The sequence below is a fragment of the Hypericibacter terrae genome (genome assembly GCF_008728855.1).
In the GTDB taxonomy this organism is placed as follows: Bacteria; Pseudomonadota; Alphaproteobacteria; order Dongiales; family Dongiaceae; genus Hypericibacter; species Hypericibacter terrae.
Window position 1 is genome coordinate 3271279 of record NZ_CP042906.1, and the last position, 21811, is coordinate 3293089.

Annotated in this window: 16 protein-coding genes; 13 read left to right on the forward strand and 3 right to left on the reverse strand. The window is 65.9% G+C overall.

Annotated elements, in window-relative coordinates; all coding sequences use genetic code 11:
* Nucleotides 1-100: 100 nt before the first annotated feature.
* Together FRZ44_RS14945 and FRZ44_RS14950 are read left to right on the forward strand one after the other, a co-directional pair.
* Complete coding sequence (locus FRZ44_RS14945; protein WP_151177935.1) at nt 101-3028, forward strand: HD domain-containing phosphohydrolase; 2928 nt, start codon at nt 101-103, stop codon at nt 3026-3028.
* A gap of 67 nt (nt 3029-3095) precedes the next feature.
* Nucleotides 3096-4175 (forward strand): type 1 periplasmic-binding domain-containing protein, encoded by a 1080-nt coding sequence (locus FRZ44_RS14950; protein ID WP_151177936.1) that lies wholly within the window; start codon nt 3096-3098, stop codon nt 4173-4175.
* Between the two features lie 13 nt (nt 4176-4188).
* On the opposite strand, the gene FRZ44_RS14955 is transcribed toward FRZ44_RS14950, so the two are convergent.
* Complete coding sequence (locus FRZ44_RS14955; protein ID WP_151177937.1) at nt 4189-5352, reverse strand: type III PLP-dependent enzyme; 1164 nt, start codon at nt 5350-5352, stop codon at nt 4189-4191.
* A gap of 261 nt (nt 5353-5613) precedes the next feature.
* On the opposite strand from FRZ44_RS14955, the gene FRZ44_RS14960 reads away from it, so the two are divergent.
* The 11 genes from FRZ44_RS14960 (at nt 5614) to FRZ44_RS15010 (ending at nt 19316) form a co-directional block, all read left to right on the forward strand.
* Entirely contained in the window at nt 5614-7962 is a 2349-nt protein-coding gene (locus FRZ44_RS14960) for a penicillin acylase family protein (protein ID WP_191908112.1), read from the forward strand.
* Nucleotides 7963-7972: 10 nt separating this feature from the next.
* A complete protein-coding gene (locus FRZ44_RS14965; RefSeq protein WP_151177939.1) occupies nt 7973-9208 on the forward strand; it encodes a threonine ammonia-lyase in 1236 nt (411 codons plus the stop codon).
* A gap of 136 nt (nt 9209-9344) precedes the next feature.
* Nucleotides 9345-10712 (forward strand): pyridoxal-phosphate dependent enzyme, encoded by a 1368-nt coding sequence (locus FRZ44_RS14970; protein ID WP_151177940.1) that lies wholly within the window; start codon nt 9345-9347, stop codon nt 10710-10712.
* Between the two features lie 32 nt (nt 10713-10744).
* Nucleotides 10745-11932: a cystathionine gamma-synthase gene (locus FRZ44_RS14975; RefSeq protein WP_151177941.1), complete on the forward strand. Its 1188-nt coding sequence runs from the start codon at nt 10745-10747 to the stop codon at nt 11930-11932.
* A 221-nt stretch (nt 11933-12153) separates the two neighbouring features.
* A complete protein-coding gene (motA, locus tag FRZ44_RS14980) occupies nt 12154-13014 on the forward strand; it encodes a flagellar motor stator protein MotA (protein ID WP_151177942.1) in 861 nt (286 codons plus the stop codon).
* A gap of 27 nt (nt 13015-13041) precedes the next feature.
* Nucleotides 13042-14037, forward strand: coding sequence for a flagellar motor protein MotB (locus FRZ44_RS14985; protein ID WP_151177943.1), 996 nt, complete (start codon nt 13042-13044; stop codon nt 14035-14037).
* Nucleotides 14038-14172: 135 nt separating this feature from the next.
* Nucleotides 14173-14691 (forward strand): RDD family protein, encoded by a 519-nt coding sequence (locus FRZ44_RS14990; RefSeq protein ID WP_191908113.1) that lies wholly within the window; start codon nt 14173-14175, stop codon nt 14689-14691.
* A 463-nt stretch (nt 14692-15154) separates the two neighbouring features.
* Nucleotides 15155-15877 (forward strand): arginyltransferase, encoded by a 723-nt coding sequence (locus FRZ44_RS14995; protein ID WP_151177945.1) that lies wholly within the window; start codon nt 15155-15157, stop codon nt 15875-15877.
* Between the two features lie 142 nt (nt 15878-16019).
* On the forward strand, nt 16020-16898 hold the full coding sequence (gene aguB / locus FRZ44_RS15000) for an N-carbamoylputrescine amidase (RefSeq protein WP_151177946.1): 879 nt from the start codon (nt 16020-16022) through the stop codon (nt 16896-16898).
* 31 nt (nt 16899-16929) lie between these two features.
* Nucleotides 16930-17484, forward strand: a complete 555-nt coding sequence (locus FRZ44_RS15005) for a GNAT family N-acetyltransferase (RefSeq protein WP_151177947.1) — start codon at nt 16930-16932, stop codon at nt 17482-17484.
* Between the two features lie 158 nt (nt 17485-17642).
* The gene (locus FRZ44_RS15010; protein ID WP_225308270.1) at nt 17643-19316 is read left to right on the forward strand and encodes a fatty acid--CoA ligase; all 1674 of its coding nucleotides are present in this window, start codon (nt 17643-17645) and stop codon (nt 19314-19316) included.
* A gap of 16 nt (nt 19317-19332) precedes the next feature.
* Here FRZ44_RS15010 and FRZ44_RS15015 read toward each other — a convergent pair whose 3' ends face one another.
* Both FRZ44_RS15015 and FRZ44_RS15020 read right to left on the reverse strand, forming a co-directional pair.
* A complete protein-coding gene (locus FRZ44_RS15015; RefSeq protein WP_151177948.1) occupies nt 19333-20088 on the reverse strand; it encodes an SDR family NAD(P)-dependent oxidoreductase in 756 nt (251 codons plus the stop codon).
* A gap of 89 nt (nt 20089-20177) precedes the next feature.
* Nucleotides 20178-21680 carry an aldehyde dehydrogenase gene (locus FRZ44_RS15020; RefSeq protein WP_151177949.1) on the reverse strand — a complete coding sequence of 501 codons (1503 nt, stop codon included), beginning with the start codon at nt 21678-21680 and terminating at the stop codon, nt 20178-20180.
* Between the last annotated feature and the right edge of the window lie 131 nt (nt 21681-21811).

Consider the following 21811-nt stretch of genomic DNA (forward strand, 5'->3'; position numbering starts at 1 on the left):
CGTCATTGCCATTGGCGGTGGGGCTTCTTAGAATCCGACCCCAGCGAGGCAGGATCGAAAGCCAGGGTTTCGGCAGGCGCAACGACACCAGGTGAAACGCATGGCCGGCGGCTTTGGCTTCGGCAATCGCACTTTCCACCTCCATGTCTATATCGCGGTGCTCTTCCTCGGTTTGCTGATTGCCTTCGCGGCGATCACCATCTCGACCCAGAACTATCTCAGCCGAAGCATGATGCTGTCCTCGGCGGAGACCCTGTTCACGCGCGTCGGCCAGGAGACCAAGCAGTCCATCGACGCGATCTACGCGCCGGCGAGAACCTCGGTCGAGCTGCTGTCGAAGTCGATCATGATGGATGCCACGACGCTCGAGGTGAGGCTGAGCCGCCTGCCCCTGCTCGTCGCGAGCCTGCAGAACCATCCCGAGATCTCAGCCGCCTATGTCGGCTATCAGGACGGCGACTTCTTCCTGGTGCGACGCTTCAACCCCGACTCCGCTCTGGGGCATGCGCTTTCCGCACCGAAGGAGTCGGCCTACGTCGTACAGAGCATCTCCCGCGACGCCGAGGGACTGCGGGATCCGCGGTTCCTCTTCTACTCGGACAAGCTGGAATTCCTGACCAGCAAATCGGTGCCCAACTACGTCTTCGATCCCCGGACGCGTCCCTGGTATCAGGAGGCGATCGTGCGGATCGGCACCATCTCGACCGATCCCTATCTCTTCTATACGACGCGCGAGGTCGGCGCGACCGTGGCCGAGGCTTCGGCCAATCAACGTGCCGTGATCGGCATCGACGTAACCCTGGGCGCCATGTCCGACCTTCTGAAGACGCAACGCCCGGCTCCCTCTTCACAGCTCTTCGTGTTCAACGACAAGGGCGAGGTGCTGGCCGACACGGACTCGGTCTACCGCCTTCAGGTCGACGATCTGGGGACTCCGAGCCTGCCGAAGCTCTCGGAGATGGGTCAGCCCTTGCTGAGCAGCATCGCCGACCATGGCATGGCCGACCTCGACCGCTCGCATGCTTATGAAATCAACGGCGTTATCTGGCAGGGCATTCTGACCCGTTGGATCGTGGACGGCGTGCCCTACTACATCGCCATCGCCGCGCCGCAGAAGGAGCTGCTCGCCGATGCCGCCCACATCCGCAATATCGGTCTTTGGATCTCCCTGGGCCTCCTCCTCCTCGCGATCCCCATCACGATCGTCTTGTCGCGGATGGCTTCCGGACCGCTCAAGGCCCTGATCCACGAGACCCGCGCGGTCCAGGCGCTGAAGTTCGACGAACCCATCAAGGTCCGCTCCTTCATTTTCGAGATCGACAAGCTTGCCCGCTCGATGGATGCGATGAAATCGACCATCCGCCGCCTGCTGCAGATCGGCACGGTCCTGGGCGCCGAGCGCAGCGTCGACCGCCTGCTCAATCGGATTCTGTCGGAAACCGCGAGCGTGATCGATGCGCGCGGCGGTCTGGTCTATTTGCAGCAGCCGGACGGCCATCTGATCGCGGCTCACGCCTATTGGGACGGCCAGCCCCGCAACCTCGTCCGACGCCCGTTCGATCTGGTGCAAGACGCCGAGCATCCCGTCATCCGGGCCTTCAAGGGCGAAAACTGCGCCGTCGTCATGAGTGTCGCGGATCAGCGCCGCTGGCACCCGCATCTGCAAAATGACAAGCCCCTGACCTGCTTCGCCGTGGGTCTGCATAATCGCCAAGGCCAACCCGTGGGAGCGCTGATCATGGCCGCGGGGGAAGAGACATTGGACCGGCGCGCCATGGCCGACCGCTTGGCCCTGGTGGAAGCCTTGTCGGGCGCGGCGGCGGTCGCGATCGAGACTCAGCGCCTGATCCAAGAGCAGAAGGATCTGCTGCGAAGCCTGATCGAGCTAACGGCCGGCGCCATCGACTCCAAGAGCGCCTATACCGGCGGTCATTGCCAGCGCGTCCCCGTCCTGACGGAGATGCTGGCCAAGGCCGCCATGAACAGCAAGGACGGGGTGTTCAAGGATTTCACCCTGAACGAGGACCAGTGGGAGGAGCTGCATATCGCAGCCTGGCTGCATGATTGCGGCAAGGTCACCTCGCCGGAATATGTGATCGACAAGGCGACCAAGCTCGAGACCATCTATGACCGGCTGCATGAGGTCCGCATGCGTTTCGAGGTGGCGAAGCGCGAGGCGGAGGTGGCTTGCTGGAAGGCGATCGCCGACGGCGCCGACCGTGCGTCGGCGCTGCGCGACCTTCTGGCGCTATGGACGGCGCTCGACGACGACTTCCGCTTTCTCGCCAAGAGCAATGTCGGCGGCGAATTCATGGCGCCGGCCGATATCGAGCGGGTCCAGGCCATAGCCAGGCGCAGCTGGACCCGGACGCTCGACGATCGCATCGGGATCTCCTACGACGAGGCCGCGCGCAAGAAGCGCCAACCGGCGCCGGTGCTGCCGGTCACGGAGCCGCTGCTCGCCGACAAGGCCGAACATATCGTGCCCCGCCCCGACCGCGAGAAGCTGGCGCCGGACAATCCCTGGGGCTTCAAGATCAAGGTGCCGGAGCACCTGTTCAATCGCGGCGAGATCCACAATCTCACGATCAAGCGCGGCACCCTGACCGAGGAGGAACGCTTCAAGATCAACGAGCATATGATCGAAACGATCCGCATGCTGAGCCGCCTGCCCTTGCCGCGCCATCTGCGCAACGTTCCGGAAATCGCCGGCGGCCATCACGAGAAGATGGACGGGACCGGTTATCCCAAGCGCCTCTCGCGCCACGAGATGAGCCTGCCGGCCCGCATGATGGCGATCGCCGATATCTTCGAGGCGCTGACGGCCGGCGACCGTCCCTACAAGAAGGCCAAGACCCTGTCGGAATCGCTCGCCATCATGTCGAAGATGCGCGACGAGAATCATATCGATCCCGATCTCTTCGACCTGTTCCTGAGCGCCGGCGTCTATCGCGACTATGCGGACATGTTCCTGGCGCCCGAGCAGCGCGACGATATCGACATCGAGCCGTTGCGGCGGCGGGCCTGATCCGATGGCGGTCCGCAATCCGGGATCGCGAGGCCCACTCCGCGGTTTGAGCCGCCGGGCATGGCCCATGGCGCTGACGGTCCTTGCCCTCCTCGGCGGCATGCCGTCCGCCCTGGCGGACCCATCGCTCGATTCCCTGGCGCTTGCGCAGCAGCGCGCCGCCGATGCCCTCGAGGCGGTCACGGTCTGGCGGGGACCGACCTCCGGGCCTAAGGCGTCCCCCGGCAAGGTGATCGCCTTCATCGCCGAGGATCTGCGCAATGGTGGCATCGCCGGCGCTCTGCGCGGCGCGCAGGAGGCGGCCAAGGTCGTCGGCTGGACCGTGACTGTCTATGACGTGGCGGGTAGCGACGCCGGAAGGCAGCAGGCGCTCCGGAACGTGCAGATTCTACATCCGGACGGCGTCATCTTCGGCGGCTTCAACGCGCAGAACTATGCGCCGTGGATCGACAATGTCGTCGGGCTCGGGATCGTCGTGGTCGGCTGGCATGCGGCCTTCGAGCCGGGATTCGTACCCGGAACGCAGCTCTTCACCAATGTCGCCAGCAGCGCCCGCGAGGTCGCGCTCGCCGCCGCCTCGTTCGCGGTGGTCAAGAGCGGCGGGACGGCCGGCGTGGTGATCTTCACCGATTCGCGCTTTGCCGTTGCGCAAGCCAAGGCCGACGATATGGCGACGATCATCCGCAATTGCGCCGGCTGCAAGCTGCTTTCGATCGAGGATCTCAACCTCGACCAGGTCCAGGCCGAGATGCCGGCGCGATTGGCCTCTCTCGACCGGCGCTTCGGCGATGCCTGGACCGTCAGCCTGGGCATCAACGATCTCTATTACGACGCGATGGCTTCGATCCCGGACGCGCGCGCCGATCTGATCAACATTTCCGCCGGCGACGGCTCCCGGAGCGCCTTGCTCCGTGTCGGGACGGGCCTCGGGCAGACCGCAACCGTCGCCGAACCGCTCAACCTCGAGGGCTGGCAGCTGATCGACGAGTTGAACCGCGCCTTCCACAACGAGATGCCGAGCGGCTATGCGCCGCATGCGCGTCTCCTCACCCCCGACGCGCTGACCGGCACCGTAGGCGAGGACTTCACCTACGACCCGCCCAACAACTACCGACAGATGTATCGCCAGATCTGGGGCCGGGAGTAAGGCGGGCGCTGCCTCAGGCCGCGGCCTTGCTGCGACGACCCAGCGGCTCGTCCGCGCAGGTCACCAGCGTGTCCGGATAGAAACCGTTGAAGCGCGTGGTGTTGGCGAAGCTGTAGGCGCCGAGCCGGTCGATCTCGATCCAGTCGCCCTCGTGGATGTCGGCCGGCAACTCGAACGTTCCCGGGAGAACGTCGACCGAATCGCAGGTCGGTCCCATCAGCTGGAAAGATTTCATTTCCCGGGCCGAGCCGCCATTGAGGCGGACCATTTCCGCCGGCAGCCGGATCCCCGCCGTGACCATCTCGCTGAAGGAACCATAGACCCCGTCGTTGATGTAGAGCCGGTCGTCCTTGCGCAGCTGGACCTGCACGACCGACGACATGGATTCGGCCACCAGCGCGCGTCCGGGCTCGCACATCAAGACGCAGTCGCGGCGCAGCTTGAGCGCCTTGGCGCCCTTTTCGATCTCGTTCATGTAGGCCTCGAGCGGCGGCATGTTCGTGCCGACATACTCGGCCGGGAAACCGCCGCCGACATCCAGATACTGGAGCGGCGTGCCGGCCTGCTCGATCACGTCGCCGCAGATCTTGAGCGCGTTCGAGTAGGCCTCCGGCACCAGGCATTGCGAGCCGACATGGAAGGCGAGGCCGACCTGGCAGCCGCGGGCATGGGCTTCCTTCAGCATGCCCGCCGCCTCCAGCGGCTCGGCGCCGAATTTGCCGGCGAGATGATAGAGCACGCCTTCGACCGGCGGCGTCTTGATACGGACCATGATGGTGACGCCCTCGCCGCCATGGGCCTGGTCGAGCACCTTGGTGAGCTCGTCGGGATGATCCACGGTGAAGGTGTCGACGCCATAGATGCGCGTGGCGGCCTGGATCGCCGCACGGCTCTTCACCGGATGCATGAAGTAGGCGCCGGCGTCCGGGTAGCTTTCGCGCACCTGCGCGATCTCGGGCAGCGAGGCGGTATCGAAGTGGCGGATGCCGGCCTCGTAGAGGATGCGCAGCACGGCGGGATGCGGGTTGCATTTGACGGCGAACAGGACGCGGCCGGGGAACAGCTCGAGGAACCGGGTGGCGGCGCGGCGCAGCACATGCGGGCGCAGGCAATAGACGGGATAGCTCGGCGTCAGAGCCGTCACCATCGCCCGCACATTCTCGAAATGGCGCTCCATGCCAACTCCCTCTCCTGCCGGCCCGTCAGCGAGCCGGAATCGGTCTCCGTGGCTGGCGTTTCTAGCCCAAAGACGGGATCGCCACCACCCCTGCCCGGAGTCTGCCAAGGGCCTGCGGCATCGCGCCGGAGGCCTCGCAAACCGTCATATTTGCCAGGCCGGCAAAGGGTCGGCTATCAAACGGTTCGAAATGAGGCGGCGTGGAGGCTTTGATTGGGCAGGCGGCAATGGCAGCGTTGGACGCTGAGGGCGATCGGTGGAGTGTTGCTGTTGTTGCTGCTGGCCGGTGGCGGCGGCTTTCTCTGGCTTCGGACCTCCCTGCCGCAAACCGAGGGTGAGCTCGCCCTGCCGGGCATTCAGGGGCCGGTCGAGATCCTCCGCGACAGCCACGGCGTGCCGACGATCCGCGCCGGGAACGAGCTCGACGCCTATTTCGCGCTGGGATTCGTCCATGCCCAGGATCGATTGTTTCAAATGGATTTCACCCGGCGCCTGGCCGCCGGCCGGCTTTCCGAGGTTTTAGGCGCGCGCGCGATCGACACCGATCGCCTGATGCGCGTCCTCGGCTACAATCAGCGGGTCAAGTCGGACTATGCGGCGCTGCCGGCGGATTTTCGGGCATCGGTCGACGCCTACGCCGCCGGTGTGAATGCCTATCTCGACAGCCGGAAGGGCGCCTGGCCGCCCGAGTTCCTGGCGCTGCGCTATCGCCCGGAGCCTTGGCAGCCCTCGGACTCGCTGCTCTGGGGCTGGGCGATGACCTTGCCCCTCAGCAGCAACTGGACCGACGAGGCTTTGCGTGCCGCGCTGGCCCGTCAGCTTTCGCCTTCGGCGCTGGAATCGCTGTGGCCGTCGCAGCCGCCGGCATTGCGCAGCGCCGATCTCGGCTCGCCGGCCTCCTGGCAATCGGCGCTCGGCGATCTGTCGCTGCTGCCCGCCATGCCGGGGGCCTCGAACAATTGGGTTCTCGCCGGCAGGCGCAGCGCCAGCGGCAAGCCGCTCCTCGCCAACGACCCGCATCTGGATCTGTCGCTGCCGGGCTATTGGTATCTGGTGCGCATCGAGACGCCGACCTTGCATGTCGCCGGCGCTTCGGCGCCCGGCGTGCCTTTCGTCATCCTCGGCCACAATGCCCATGTCGCCTGGGGCTTCACCACGACCATGGCGGACAATCAGGACCTGTTCCTCGAGAAGCCGGCACCGGGAGCCCCCGGCTCCTACCTCACGCCCGACGGTCCCAAGCCCTTCGTCACCCGGGACGAGGTGATCAAGGTTCGCAATCAGCCGGACCAGGTGCTGACGGTCCGCGAGACGCGCCATGGCCCGATCATCTCCGACATCGGTCGCGCCAAGGCCGCCATCGCCGAGCCCGACGAGATGGTGGCGCTGGGATGGGCCTGCCTCGCGCCCGGCGCCCAGACTCCCGAGGCCTTCTGGCTGATGAATCACGCGGCGGACGCAGCCTCGTTCCGCGCCGCGCTCGACCGGTTCGATTGCCCGGTGCAGAACATCGTCTATGCCGACCAGGATCATATCGGCTTCATCGCCGCGGGCCGCGTGCCGGTGCGCAAGACCCTGGAGCATTTCAGCCAGCTCCCGGTCGAAGGCTGGACCGGCGATCATGACTGGACCGGATTCCTGCCGAGGAGCGAACTGCCGCAATCGGTCGATCCGGCCGACGGCCTGTTGGCGACGGCGAACAACGATGTGCGCCCGCCGGGCTATCAGCCCTATCTCGCCGCGCGTTTCGATTCCTCCTACCGCGTCGATCGCATCCGCGAGCTGCTGTCCGATCCCAAGCGGCTCTTCACGCCCGCGGACATGACCGCGGTCCAGATGGACATGCTTTCGCCGGCCGCGCGGGCCCTGCTCCCGAAACTGCTGCCGATGCTCGAGGGCAGTGCCGCGAACCGCTCGATCGCCACCATCGCGGCGCGCAACCTGCTGTCGGATTGGGATTACCGCATGGCCCCCGATCGGCCGGAGCCGACCATCTTCTCGGCCTGGATGACGATCCTGAGTCAGAAGCTCTTCAAGGACGAGCTGGGCGATCTCTATTCGAGCTGGGCCTGGTGGAACATGGCGACCATCGATCGCGTGATGTTCGGTCCCGATCCCGCCGACCGGCAATGGTGCGACGATCCGGTGACGCCGGCGGTCGAGGGGTGCGAGGAGATCGTACGGTCGAGCTTCGCCGAAACGATTGCCGCCCTGACCAAGCGCTTCGGCGACAAGCCCGCCGACTGGCGCTGGGGACGCACCCATATCGCGCCCTTCGGCCATCTGCTGTTCCGCTATGTGCCCATCCTCTCCGATCTGACCAGCCGGCCCATGGTGACCGGCGGCGCGGACGACACCCTCGATCGCGGCTCCCCGGATATGCGCAAGGCGCCCAACGATTTCCCGCATGTCCATGGTGCGGGCTTCCGCGGCGTCTACGACCTCGGCGATCTCGATGCCGCCCGCTTCGTCATCGCCGGCGGCCAGTCGGGGAACCCCTTGTCGCCGCATTACGGCGACCTACTGCCCCTCTGGCGCGACGGCGGAACTCTCTCTATCGTCGGCGACGATACCGGCGGCAGACTGACCCTGAAGCCGGCCGGACCATAGGATTTTCATCATGAGCGTGACGATCGAGCATATCCGCGACGCGGCCGCGGTCATCGCCGGCCATGTGGTGCGCACCCCTGCCGTGGATTCGCCGCGGCTCGCCGAGGCCACCGGCTGCGCGCGCCTCGCCCTCAAGCTCGAGAGCCAGCAATTCACCGGCTCCTTCAAGGATCGCGGCGCCTATAACAAGCTGAGCAGCCTCACCGCCACCGAAGCCAAGGCCGGCGTCATCGCCATGTCGGCCGGTAATCACGCGCAGGGGGTCGCCTATCACGCCCAGCGCCTCGGCATTCCCGCCACCATCGTGATGCCGCGGGGGACCCCCTTCACCAAGGTCGAGCGGACCAGCGCCTTCGGCGCCCGCGTCATGCTCGAAGGCGACGGCATCGATTCCGCGGCCGTGTTCGCGCGCGAGCTGGCGCAGCGCGAAGGCCTGATCTTCGTCCATCCCTATGACGACGCCAAGATCGTCGCCGGTCAGGGCACGATCGGCCTCGAGCTCATGGCGGATTGGCCGGACCTCGATGCCGTGGTCGTGCCGATCGGCGGCGGGGGGCTGATCGCCGGCATCGCCACCGCCGTCAAGGCCCTCAAGCCCGGGATCGAGGTCGTCGGCGTCGAGGCCGCGCTCTACCCCTCGATGTATGAGGCGGTGCGCGGCTCGAACAAGCCGCTTGCCGGCGGCGCCACCATCGCCGAGGGCATCGCGGTCAAGTCGCCGGGCAATCTCACCCGCGCCATCATCAAGGAGCTGGTCTCCGACATTCTCCTGGTCGACGAGGACGCGATCGAGCGCGCGATCCAGCTCCTGGTCGAATCCCAGAAGCTCGTGGCCGAGGGCGCGGGTGCCGCGGGCCTGGCGGCCCTCCTCGCCCATGGCGCGCGCTTCAAGGGCCGCAAGGTCGCAACCGTCATCTGCGGCGGCAATATCGACGCCCGCATGCTGTCGCAGGTGCTGATGCGCGGCCTGGTGCGCGACGGCCGTGTGATCACATTGCGGATCGAGATCTCGGACCAGCCGGGCGTTCTCGCCGCCGTCGCCCGCGCGATCGGCGATTCCGGGGGCAATATCATCGAGATCCATCACCAGCGCATGTTCTACGACCTGCCGGTCAAGCGCGCCGATGTCGACGCTGTGATCGAGACCCGCAACGCGCAGCATGTACGCGAGATCGTCGCCAAGCTCGAGGGCGCGGGGTTCTCCTGCCGCCTGCTGAGCAGCCGCTCGATCGAAGAGGCCAAGTGACCGCTTGAGGCTCGACCGGCGTCGCGATTGAATGGCTCCCGGCCGCCCTTGCGCTCTGGCGTCGGATCGCCCACCCTTAGACTGAAGCGTGTCGGCCGCTCGCAGCGCCGGAAAATCCGCCGAACAAGGTGCCGCCATGTCCGCCTTTCGCAGCGTCCTGGAAATGATCGGCAACACGCCGATGGTCGAGGTTCGCCGGCTCGATACCGGCCCCTGCCGCCTGTTCCTCAAATGCGAGAACCAGAATCCGGGCGGCTCGATCAAGGACCGCATCGCGCTGTCGATGATCGAAGCGGCCGAGCGCGACGGCAGCCTCAAGCCGGGCGGCACGCTGATCGAGGCGACGGCCGGCAATACCGGCCTCGGCCTGGCGCTGGTGGCCGCGCAGAAGGGCTACCGCCTGCTCCTCGTCATCCCCGACAAGATGGCCCAGGAGAAAGTCTTCCATCTTCGCGCGCTCGGCGCCGAGGTGCGCATGACGCGCTCCGACGTCGGCAAGGGCCACCCGGAATATTATCAGGACATGGCCGCGCGGCTGACGCGCGAGACGCCCGGCGCCTTCTATGTCAACCAGTTCGCCAACCCCGCCAACCCGCTGGCGCATGAGACCGGCACCGGCCCCGAGATTTGGCAGCAGATGGAGGGCCAGCTCGACGCCGTGGTCTGCGGCGTCGGCTCGGGCGGTACCTTGACCGGGCTGGGGCGCTATTTCCGCAAGACAGCGCCCAACGTGAAGATGGTTCTGGCCGATCCCAAGGGCTCGGTCCTGGCGCCGCTGATCAAGACCGGCCAGATGACCGAGGCCGGCTCCTGGCTGGTCGAGGGCATCGGCGAGGATTTCGTGCCGCCCAATTGCGATCTCTCGCTCGTGTCCGAGGCTTTCACGGTCGACGATCGCGAGGCGATGACGGCGGCGCGAGAGCTGCTGCGGCTCGAGGGCGTGCTGGCGGGTTCCTCCACCGGCACCCTCCTGTCCGGTGCCTTGCGCTATTGCCGCGCCCAGACCCGGCCGCAGCGGGTCGTGACCCTCGTCTGCGACAGCGGCAACAAATATCTCTCCAAGATGTTCAACGATTTCTGGATGGCGGATCAGGGCCTGCTCGACCGGCCGCGCAAAGGCGATCTGGGCGACCTGGTGTCGCGCCGCCATGCCGATCGCGCGACGGTCACGATCGGGCCCGAGGATTCGATCCTCACCGCCTATGGCCGCATGAAGCTCTACGAGGTCTCGCAATTGCCGGTGCTGGCGGACGGCAAGGTGGTGGGAATCCTGGACGAGTCCGACCTGCTGCTGGCGGTCGCCAAGGACAAGAGCCAATTCCGCAATCCCGTGCGCAGCGCCATGACCACCAAGCTCGACACCATCGATGCGAGCGCCCCGCTGGACGACCTGCTGCCGATCTTCGCGCGCGACCATGTCGCCATCGTCATGAGCGGCAGCGAGTTCCTCGGCCTCATCACGCGCATCGACCTCATCAATCACCTGCGGCGCCAGCTGCCGTAGCTCTTCGACCTCAGGAAGCGAGGACCGATCTCATGACCGCCTCCGACGGCGCCGGCCGCACCGGCCGTCCCAATCGACTGGGTTTCGCCACCCGCGGCATCCATGCCGGCCAGTCGCCCGATCCCTCCACCGGCGCGATCATGATGCCGATCTATGCGACCTCCACCTATGTCCAGGAGAGCCCCGGCGTCCATAAGGGCTACGAATATTCGCGCAGCCAGAACCCGACCCGCATGGCGTTCGAGCGCTGCGTCGCGGACCTGGAAAACGGCAGCGCCGCCTTCGCCTTCGCCTCGGGGCTGGCCGCCAGCTCGACCATCCTCGAGGCCCTGGATGCCGGCTCGCATATCGTCGCCATGGACGATCTCTATGGCGGCACAAGGCGGCTCTTCACCCGCGTGCGCGCGCGCAGCGCCAACCTCGATGTCAGCTTCGTGGACCTGACCGACGCCTCGCGGCTCGAGGCCGCGCTGCGTCCCGACACCAGGATGATCTGGGTCGAGAGCCCGACCAACCCGCTCCTGCGCCTGGTCGATCTCGAGGCGATCGCGAAGGTCGCGCGCAAGCGCGGCATCGTCACGGTCGCCGACAACACCTTCGCCAGCCCCTGGGTACAGCGGCCGCTCGAGCATGGCTTTGACCTGGTGATGCATTCCGCCACCAAATATCTGAACGGCCATTCCGACATGATCGGCGGTGTCGCCATCGTCGGGCCGAACAAGGATCTGGCCGAGCGCCTTGCCTTCCTGCAGAACGCCGTGGGCGGCGTTTCCAGCCCCTTCGACAGCTTCCTCGCCTTGCGCGGTCTGAAGACCCTGGCCCTGCGCATGGAGCGTCACTGCGAGAACGCCCTCGCCATCGCGCAATGGCTGGAGAAACATCCTTCCGTCGAGAAGGTGCATTACCCCGGGCTGCCGAGCCATCCGCAGCATGCCCTCGCCCGGCGCCAGATGCCGGCCTTCGGCGGCATGGTCTCGGCCGAGATCAAGGGCGGGCTCCCCGCCGCCAAGCGGTTCCTCGAGCGCTGCCGGATCTTCGCCCTGGCGGAGAGCCTGGGTGGGGTCGAGAGCCTGATCGAGCATCCCGGCATCATGACCCACGCCTCGGTCCCCGCCGACGCCCGCGCCAAGCTCGGCATCGGCGACGGGCTGGTGCGACTTTCCGTCGGGATCGAGGATGGCGAGGACCTGATCGCCGACCTCCAGCAGGCGCTCGCCTGATCAGGCAAGAGCTGCCGGATTTCCAAGCGAAATCAAATTATTACAATCGGATCATGAGCTCGACCGGCAACCGCCGGAAACGCCGGCCCTTGCCTGCACTGGTTTTCCAGGCCCTTCATCTAAATACCGATTTCGCCTGATTAAACTGCTTCTTAACCCAATTCCCGCACGCTCGACGGCAAGCAACGGATCACAAAAACCCCGTCCGGGAATCGCGGCCCATGTTTCTCATAATCGGCTCGGTCGTCGTGCTTGCCTGCGTCTTCGGCGGCTACATGGCGTCTGGCGGGCACATGATCGTGCTGTTCCAGCCCTTCGAAGTCCTGATCATCGCCGGCGCGGCGGCGGGTGCCTTCATCATCGCCAATCCGGTGTCGGTGCTGAAGAAGACGATCTCCTCGACCATCGGCCTGCTCAAGGGGCCCCGCTACAACAAGGCCAGCTATGTCGAACTGCTGAGCCTGCTCTATCAGATCTTCAAGCTCTCCAAGACCAAGGGCATGCTGGCCCTCGAGGGCCATGTCGAGAAGCCGGAGGAGAGCACGCTCTTCGCGCAATTCCCCAAATTCGCCAGCGACCATCACGCGATGATCTTTCTGTGCGATTACCTGCGCATGCTGACGCTGGGCACCGACAATCCGCACGAAGTCGAGTCGATCATCGACGAGGAGCTCGAGACCCACCACAAGGAACAGCATGTCATCTCGGATGCGGTCCAGACCATGGCGGACGGCATGCCGGCGCTGGGCATCGTCGCAGCCGTGCTGGGCGTCATCCACACCATGGGCTCGATCACCGAGCCGCCCGAGGTGCTGGGCCACCTGATCGGCGGCGCGCTGGTCGGCACCTTCATGGGCGTGCTGCTGTCCTACGGCTTCGTCGCGCCGACCGCGACCGCCCTCAAGACCCGCTTCGACGCCGAGGCCAAATATCTGCAATGCATCCGCGCCGGTCTCCTGGCGCATATGCAGGGCTACCCGCCGGCCGTCTCGGTCGAATTCGCGCGCAAGGCGCTGCTCTCGGAAGTCCGGCCCAGCTTCTACGAGGTCGAGGAGGCGGTTTCGGCGTTGCCGGCCGTCTAAGCCGCTCAACCCGATCCGGACCTCCCCATGGCCGAAGCCGCCGCACCCGGCACCAATCAGCCGCCGATCATCATCAAAAAGAAGAAGAAGGGCGGCGGTCACGGCCATCATGGCGGTGCCTGGAAGGTCGCCTATGCCGATTTCGTGACGGCGATGATGGCGTTCTTCCTGCTGCTGTGGCTCCTCAATGCCACCACGGAAGAACAGCGCATCGGCATCGCCAATTATTTCGCGCCCAGCGTCGCGCCGGATGCGAGCAGCGGCTCGAACGGCGTGATGGGCGGCCAGACCGTCACCACCGATGGCGCCATGGTGGCCGAAAACTCCACGCCGAGCGTCACGGTCGAGATCGACGCGCCGCCGGCCGAGACCGATGGCGATTCCGGCGGTGCCGCGACCGCAGCCGTGGCGGCCCAGACCGACACTGCCGATCAGACGGCCCCCGCCCAGCAACAGGCCGCCCAACCGACCGACACGCAACAGGCCAGCGCCAGCGACCAGGAAGCGCAGAAGCTGCTGAAGGAGCTCCAGGACGAGCAGTTCCGCCAGGCGGAGCATCAGTTGCGCCAGGCGATCCAGCAGGTGCCCGACCTCAAGACCATGGCGCAGAACCTCATCATTGACCGCACGCCCGAAGGCATGCGCATCCAGCTGGTCGACCAGGACCGCGTCTCGATGTTCTCGAGCGGCAGCGCGAAGATGGAGGACTACACCAAGAAGCTCCTGGATCTGGTGGCCCAGGTCGTTTCGAAGATGCCGAACAAGATCTCGATCTCGGGTCATACCGATTCGACGCCGTTCCAGAGCGACAATGGCTACAGCAACTGGGAGCTCTCCGCCGACCGCGCCAATGCCAGCCGGCGCGAACTGCTGGCGGCGGGGCTCGCGCCGGACCGCATCGCCAATGTGGTCGGCAAGGCCGACACCGACCCGTTGTTGCCCGACGATCCCAGCTCGCCCCGTAACCGCCGCCTGAGCATCGTGGTGCTCAACGAGCAAATGCCGCAGCCTCCGCAGCAGTAACGGCCTTTTTGACCCTACCGCTGCCGCGGTCTTGTCAGAACCCTCTGCTATTCCCATCTTTTAACGGTCGAGCGCCAGGGGTCCCGGGATATGCCCGGAATTCCCTTGAAATTCGGCCTGGGAGGGACTGTTTCGATGAGCTTCGAGAATCGCCTGCCGGTCGCCACCGGCGAAGCCCGCTGGCATGAGTCGGAGGCCCCGACGGTGATCGAGCCCCTGTCGGATCCGATGCTGTTCGACGGCATCCGCTCCCGGCGCGTGCTGGGCTATTTCGTCGATCTGATCCTGATCGGGCTGCTGAGCGTGGCCGTCTGGTTCGCGCTGGTCTTCGCCGGCGTCGTCACACTGGGCCTGCTGCTGCCCCTGCTCCCCCTGGGCATGGCGCTGGTTCCCCTCGCCTACCACACGCTCCAGGTCGGCGGCCCCCGCTCTGCCACCATCGGCATGCGGCTTTTCGGCGTGGAGGTGCGCAACTGGACCGGGACGCGCCCGGACCTGCTGCAGGCCTTCCTGATGACGGCCCTGTTCCTCAGCACCATCGCGCTCACGGGATCGCTGATCCTGCTCGTCTCGCTGTTCAACGGCCGCGGCCGGACCCTGCATGACTATTTGTCGGGGACCGTCGTGGTTCGCGCCGAACGCCTCGGCGGCTGATCGGTCCTGCCGCCAGCAGGTGAGATCGCGGCCTAAGAATTCCTCGAGCCGCCCGATCCCATCGCTGAATTCCTCGCGATAAATCCGCTGCAGCAGCGCATCCTCGAGCGCCTCCGTCAAAGGCGTTGTCAGATGCCCGAGATGGCGCCAGCATCCGGAACAGCGGTGTGGCGCCGGCCTTCTCGGCACCGACGCAGACGAAGTGCGGCAACATGGACGAGTCCCCCGGGCGGTATTCGCGGTCTTAACCCTGCCCCCCGGCAGCCCCCCAAAGGCCCGAATTCCCCAAAACCGACGCTATCCTAATGGCCTGCCAGAGGCTCGGCCGTGCCCCGAAAGAGCCCGGCCTCCGGGGTCCGCCGGCCGCTGGTGATTGCCCCAGAATCCGCTAATGTAGAGCGGTTAAGCTGACGACCCTGGGGCGGCTGGTCCCGCCCAACCAACGGCCCAAGATCCGCCTGCCATGAGCATCCTCAACCGCACCCGGCCCCTTCCCTTCCTCGTCACCACCGAGCTTCCCTGCCCCTATCTGACGGCGCGGATGGAGCGGAAGGTCGTGACGGAATTGTCGGGCCCGGCCGCGGCCGACACTTACGAGACGTTGTCTCGCGCCGGCTTCCGCCGCAGCCATGGCATCGCCTATCGGCCCGCCTGCCGGGGCTGCCAGGCTTGCGTACCCGTGCGCGTGGTGGCCGGCGAATATGATCCCGGCCGCACCCTGCGCCGGATCGAGCGCCGCAACGAGGACCTTCGCAGCGCGGTGCGTCCCGCCCGCGCCACGCAGGAGCAATATCGTCTCTTCAGCCGCTATCTCGAACATCGCCACAGCGATGGCGAGATGCTCGGCATGAACCTCCAGGAATATGGCGCGATGATCGAGACCAGCCCGCTCGATACGCGCATCGTCGAGCTGCGCGCGCCCTCGGGGACCTTGATGGCCTGCTGCCTGACGGACTGGACCAAGGACGGCGTCTCCGCCGTCTACAGCTTCTTCGACCCCGATCTCCCGGCACGCAGCCTCGGCAGCTATGTGGTGGTCTGGCTGATCCGCGAAGCGCAGCGCTGGGGCCTGCCCTATGTCTATCTGGGCTATTGGGTCGAGGGCAGCCGCAAGATGGAGTACAAGTCGCGCTTCCGCCCGATCGAGCTCTACGGACCCGACGGCTGGCAGCGCGCCGCCCTCTGATCCTTCGACGCCCGTCCTTACGCGGCGACCACCCCTCTCTCACGATAAGCGACGAGCAGCCCCGATCTGCCGCTTGCGGAAGCCGAGCGGCCTCGGCTCTAATTCCTCCTGTCGCGTCTCGCCGCCAACGCCAGGATGATCCATGAGTCACGTCACCGTCGCCGCCACCCAATTCGCCTGCCAGCGCGACAGCGCCGCCAACATCGACAAGGCGGAGACGCTGGTGCGCCGCGCGGCGGCCAAGGGCGCGCAGATCGTCCTGCTGCAGGAGCTGTTCGAGACACCCTATTTCTGCCGCGACCAGAAGCAGTCTCTCTTCGGCCTGGCGAAACCCGCCGTCGGCAATCCGGTCATCGCCCGCATGAGCGCGCTGGCCAAGGAACTCTCGATCGTGCTGCCGGTCAGCTTCTTCGAGCGCGCGAACAATGCCTATTTCAACTCGGTCATGGTGCTCGACGCGGATGGCGAGACGCTCGGCCTCTACCGCAAGAGCCACATCCCCGACGGGCCGGGCTATCAGGAGAAATTCTACTTCAATCCCGGCGACACGGGCTTTCGCGTGTTCGAGACGCGCTACGCGCCGATCGGGGTCGGCATCTGCTGGGACCAGTGGTTCCCGGAATGCGCGCGCTCCATGGCGCTGCAGGGAGCGGAGATCCTGTTCTATCCGACCGCGATCGGATCGGAGCCGCAGGACAGCGGCATCGACAGCCGCGACCACTGGCAGCGCGTGATGCAGGGTCACGCCGGCGCCAATATGATGCCGCTCGTGGCCTCCAACCGCATCGGCACCGAGCAAGGCGACAATTTCGCCCAGACCTTCTACGGCTCCTCCTTCATCGCCGGTCCGCAGGGCGAGATGGTCGCGGAAGCGGGTCGCGACGAGGAGACCATCCTTACAGCCAGCTTCGACCTCGAGCAGATTCGCGGCCAGCGGGCGTCCTGGGGCTTGTTCCGCGACCGCCGGCCCGAGCTCTATACGGCGCTGCTGACGCTCGACGGGCGCAACTGGTCGGAGTGACACGCCGCCCTTCACGGATCCCTTGCGAACCATGACTGCCGACCCACCGGTTTCTTCGCAGAAACCATTCAAGCTCGATGCCGCCGCTGCCGCCGCGCGGCGCGAGGAACTTGCCGAGATCCTGGTCGACGCGGTCGCCAGCGGCGCCTCTGTCAATTTCCTGTGGCCCTTCGAACTGCCGGACGCGCGCCGCTACTGGGACCGCATCATTGCCCGTATTGCTGCGGACGAAATTCTTCTTTTGGCGGTCGAGAACGGCGGCCGTCTGGTCGGGACCGTGCAGCTGCTCCCGGCGCCACAGCCCAACCAGGATCACCGCGCCGATATTTCCAAGCTCCTGGTGTCGCGAAGCGCCCGCCGGCAGGGCATCGCCACCGTCCTGATGCAGGCCGTCGAGGCGGAGGCGCAAGGCCTGGCACGGACGCTTCTCGTTCTCGACACCGAGACCGGGAGCGCCGCGGACCGGCTCTACCGGCGGTTGGGCTACCAGGTCCTCGGCATAATGCCGCGCCATGCCCGCCTGCCGGGCGGAGAGCTTGCGGATACCACGTTCTTTTTCAAGCATCTGCCCGACGGTTCGCGATAGGACTGCGAACCTGACCAGACAACCAATGACCGCTGCGGCTCGAAAATCGAACCCGCCCTCGTCATGAGCCTACATCCCCGTCCAAGCCCCATGCCATACTGATGTCCGGGGATGTGTGGATTGACGGTGGGGCGACGGCAAGAAACAGTCGCCGCTGAATGAACTTTGGGGGCAGCATGCCGGCCAATCTGGTCGAGACGACGCCATCGGCCTACGCCTATCCGTTATTGATCAAGCAGCTTCTGTTGACGCCGCTGGCGACGACGCCCGACCAGGAAATCGTCTATCGCGACCGGCTGCGCTACCGCTATCGCGATCTGCGGGGGCGCATCTCGCGCCTCGCCAACGCGTTGTCGAGCCTGGGCGTCGGTCCCGGCGACACGGTCGCCATGATGGATTGGGACAGCCACCGCTATCTGGAAACCTATTTCGCCGTGCCGATGATGGGTGCGGTCCTGATGACCACCAATGTGCGTCTGGCGCCCGAGCAGATTCTCTATTGTCTCGATCATGCCCGGGTTGACGCTCTCCTGATCCATGCCGACTTCCTGCCGGTCCTGGAAGCCATCCGCGACCGGCTGGCGACGATCAAGCGCTTCATCCTGATCGCCGATGGCGCGCCCATCGCCGAGAGCCCGGCGAGCTTTGCCGGCGAGTATGAGGCGCTCCTCGCCAAAGCGTCGCCCACCTACGAATTCCCCGACTTCGACGAAAACACGCGCGCCACCACCTTCTACACCACCGGCACCACGGGCCTGCCGAAGGCCGTCTATTTCAGCCACCGCCAGCTGGTGCTGCACACGCTCGCGGTGGGCGTTACAGTCGGCAGCCATCCTGGCGGGCAGTCCTTCCATCGCGGCGACGTCTATATGCCGCTGACGCCGATGTTCCACGTCCATGCCTGGGGCTTTCCCTATGTCGCCACCCTTTACGGCGTGAAGCAGGTCTATCCCGGCCGCTATCAGCCCGATCTGATCGTGAAGCTCTTCGTCAAGGAATGCGTCACCTACTCCCACTGCGTGCCCGCGATCTTGCAGATGGTGCTGAGCTGTCCCGAGGCCGCGAGCGCCGACCTGCATGGCTGGAAGGTCGTGGTCGGCGGCTCGGCACTGCCCAAGGGCCTCGCGCGCGCCGCGCGCAGCCGGGGCATCGACATCTGGTGCGGATACGGCATGTCCGAGACCTGCCCGATCCTCACCTCCTCCCAGGTCAGACCGGAGGAGCAAGGCGTGCTGTCCGACGAGGAAGAGCTCGCGGTCCGCTGCCGGACAGGGCTGCCGATCGCGCTGGTCGAGATCAAGATCGTCGATGCGGAAATGAACGAGCTGCCCGCGGATGGCAAGTCGGTCGGCGAACTGGTCGTTCGCGCGCCCTGGTTGACCCAGGGCTATCTGCACGATCCGGCCAGTTCCGAGACGCTGTGGCGCGGCGGCTATCTCCATACCCAGGACGTCGCCACCCGCCGCGCGGATGGCTATCTGCAGATCACCGATCGGATCAAGGATGTGATCAAGACCGGCGGCGAATGGGTCTCGTCGCTGGAGCTGGAGAGTCTGATCTCGCAACACCCGGCCGTGGCCGAGGTCGCCGTCATCGGCGTGAAGGACGCGAAATGGGGCGAGCGGCCGCTGGCGCTGGTGGTGCCGCGGCCCGGCCATGAAGCGGAGCTCACGGCGGAAGCGCTACAGCACCATCTGATGGTGCATTGCCAGACGGGTCATCTGCCGAAATTTGCGATTCCCGAGCGCTTCCTTTTCGTCGCCGCGATCGAGAAGACGAGCGTGGGCAAGACCGACAAGAAGCTGCTGCGCTCCAAATACGGCGACGCCTGAGCGGATCCGACCAGCATCAGCCGGCGGTGTTGCCGCCATCGACCAGCATGAGCGAACCGGTCATGAAGGAGGAATCGTCGGAGGCCAGGAAGACGGCGGCCTTCGCGATCTCCTCCGGCCTGCCGACGCGTCCGAGGGGCAATCCCTCGCCCAGCGCCTTCAACCCATGCACCACATCGCCGGTGCGAACCTGCAGGCCCGAGACCAGCATCGGCGTCTCGGTGTCGCCCGGGCAGAGGCAGTTGACGCGAATGCCTTCCCGCGCGTGATCGAGGGCCATGGCGCGCGTCATCTGCGCCACCGCTCCCTTGCTGGCGCAATAGGCGAAAGCCTGGCGCCCGCCCACCACCGACCAGTCCGAGCCCATATTGACGATCACGCCGCCACCCTGGCGCTTCATGGCGCGAACCGCGGCGCGCGCCATATAGAAGACGCCCGTCACATTGACCGCGAGGATACGGTGCCAGTCCTCGTCGGTGACGGTCTCGATCGTGCCGCGGGCTTCGACCCCCGCATTGTTGATCAACACGTCGATCCGGCCGAACTGCTTCACGGTCTCATCCACGAGACGTTCCGCAACACCCTTTTCCGCCACGTCTCCCGTCACAAAGCGCGCGTCGGGACCGCAATCGCGCCGCACGGCCTCGCCGCGCTCGGCCGAGCGGCCGGTCAGCATCAGCCGCGCGCCCTCCGCGGCGGCCGCGCGCGCAATGGCCGCGCCGATGCCCGAGGTGGCGCCCGTGACCAGGACCGATTTGCCTTTCAATCTCATCGCTTCCTCCCGTTCTTCCTACAGAACGCAAACGGGGAGGCGGTCGTCCGCCTCCCCGTGCTTCTTCGAACTCGGCAACGCCCTCGGGCTCAGCCGCCGATATGGATCCAGGTCGCCTTGAGCTGCGAGTACTTGTCCATCGCGTGGAGCGACTTGTCGCGGCCGAAACCCGACTGCTTGAAGCCGCCGAAGGGCGAGGAGATGTGGCCGTTGTCGAAGCAATTGACCCACACCACGCCGGCCCGCAGCGCATCGGAGACCTTGAAGGCCTTGGTGATGTCCTTGGTCCAGATCGCCGCGGCGAGGCCATAGATCGTGTCGTTGCCGATCTTCACCGCCTCTTCCGGTGTCTTGAAGGTGATGGTGGAAAGTACCGGCCCGAAGATCTCTTCCTGGGCGATCTTCATCTTGTTGTCGACCTTGTCGAACACGGTCGGCTCGACGTAATAGCCGCCGCTGTCGGTCTTCACGCGGTTGCCGCCCATGGCGAGCCTGGCGCCCTCTTTCTTGCCGGCATCGATATAGCCCAGCACCCGCTCCATCTGCGTCTTGTCGACGATGGCGCCCATGCCGGTCTTGGGATCGAGCGGATCGCCCGGCACCAGCTTCTTGCCGACGGCCATCACCTTCTCGAGCACCTGGTCCTTGACCGACTCTTCGACGATCAGACGCGAGCCCGCATTGCAGACCTCGCCCTGGTTGAAGAAGATGCCCCAGGCGGCCGCCGTCGCCGCCGCATCGAGATCGGGTGCGTCGGCCATGATGATGTTCGGCGACTTGCCGCCGCACTCCAGCGACACCTGCTTCATGTTGGATTCGCCCGAATAGCGCAGGAAGAACTTGCCCACCTCGGTCGAACCGGTGAAGGTCACGCAATCGACGTCCATATGGCGGCCGAGCGCCTGGCCGGCCGTCTCGCCGAACCCCGGCACGACGTTGAACACGCCTTCGGGGATGCCCGCCTCGGCCGCGAGCTCGGCGATGCGGATGACGGTCAGCGGCGACTGCTCGGCCGGCTTCACCACCATCGAATTGCCGGTCGCGAGCGCGGGGCCGATCTTCCAGGAAGCCATCAGCAACGGAAAGTTCCACGGTACCACCGCGGCCACCACGCCCACCGGCTCGCGACGGATCAGCGACACGGCCTCGCGGCCGGTCGGCGCGATCTCGTCATAGATCTTGTCGATGGCCTCGGCATACCAGCCGATCGCCTGGGCCGCGAGCGGGATGTCGATGCGCGAGCTGTCGCGGATCGGCTTGCCCATATCCATGGTCTCGAGCAGCGCCAGCTCGGTGGTGTGCTTCTCGATCAGCGCGGCGAACTTCATCAGGATCTTCTTGCGCGCGGTCGGCGCCATGCGCGACCAGCTGCCCTTGTCGAAGGCCGCGCGCGCCGCCTTGACGGCGCGATCCACGTCTTCCTTGTCGCCCTCGGCAACCTGGGTGATCGCCTTGCCCGTCGCCGGGTTGATGCAGTCGAAGGTCTTGCCCGAGGCCGCCGGCACATATTTGCCGTTGATGAAGGCCTGGTTGCGGAAGGTCAGGCGCGACGCCTGATCCTTGACCATGTCGATCGACAGCGCTGCGGACATTCATGTCTCCCGGTGGAATGGGTTCTGGAGGGATGGCGGCGACATTAGCGGCCGCTCTGCGAGCCGGCAAGATAATGTCAACTCATTGAGAAATTTGACGATTTGTAACGCGACAAGCCGCGGGCCCGGCG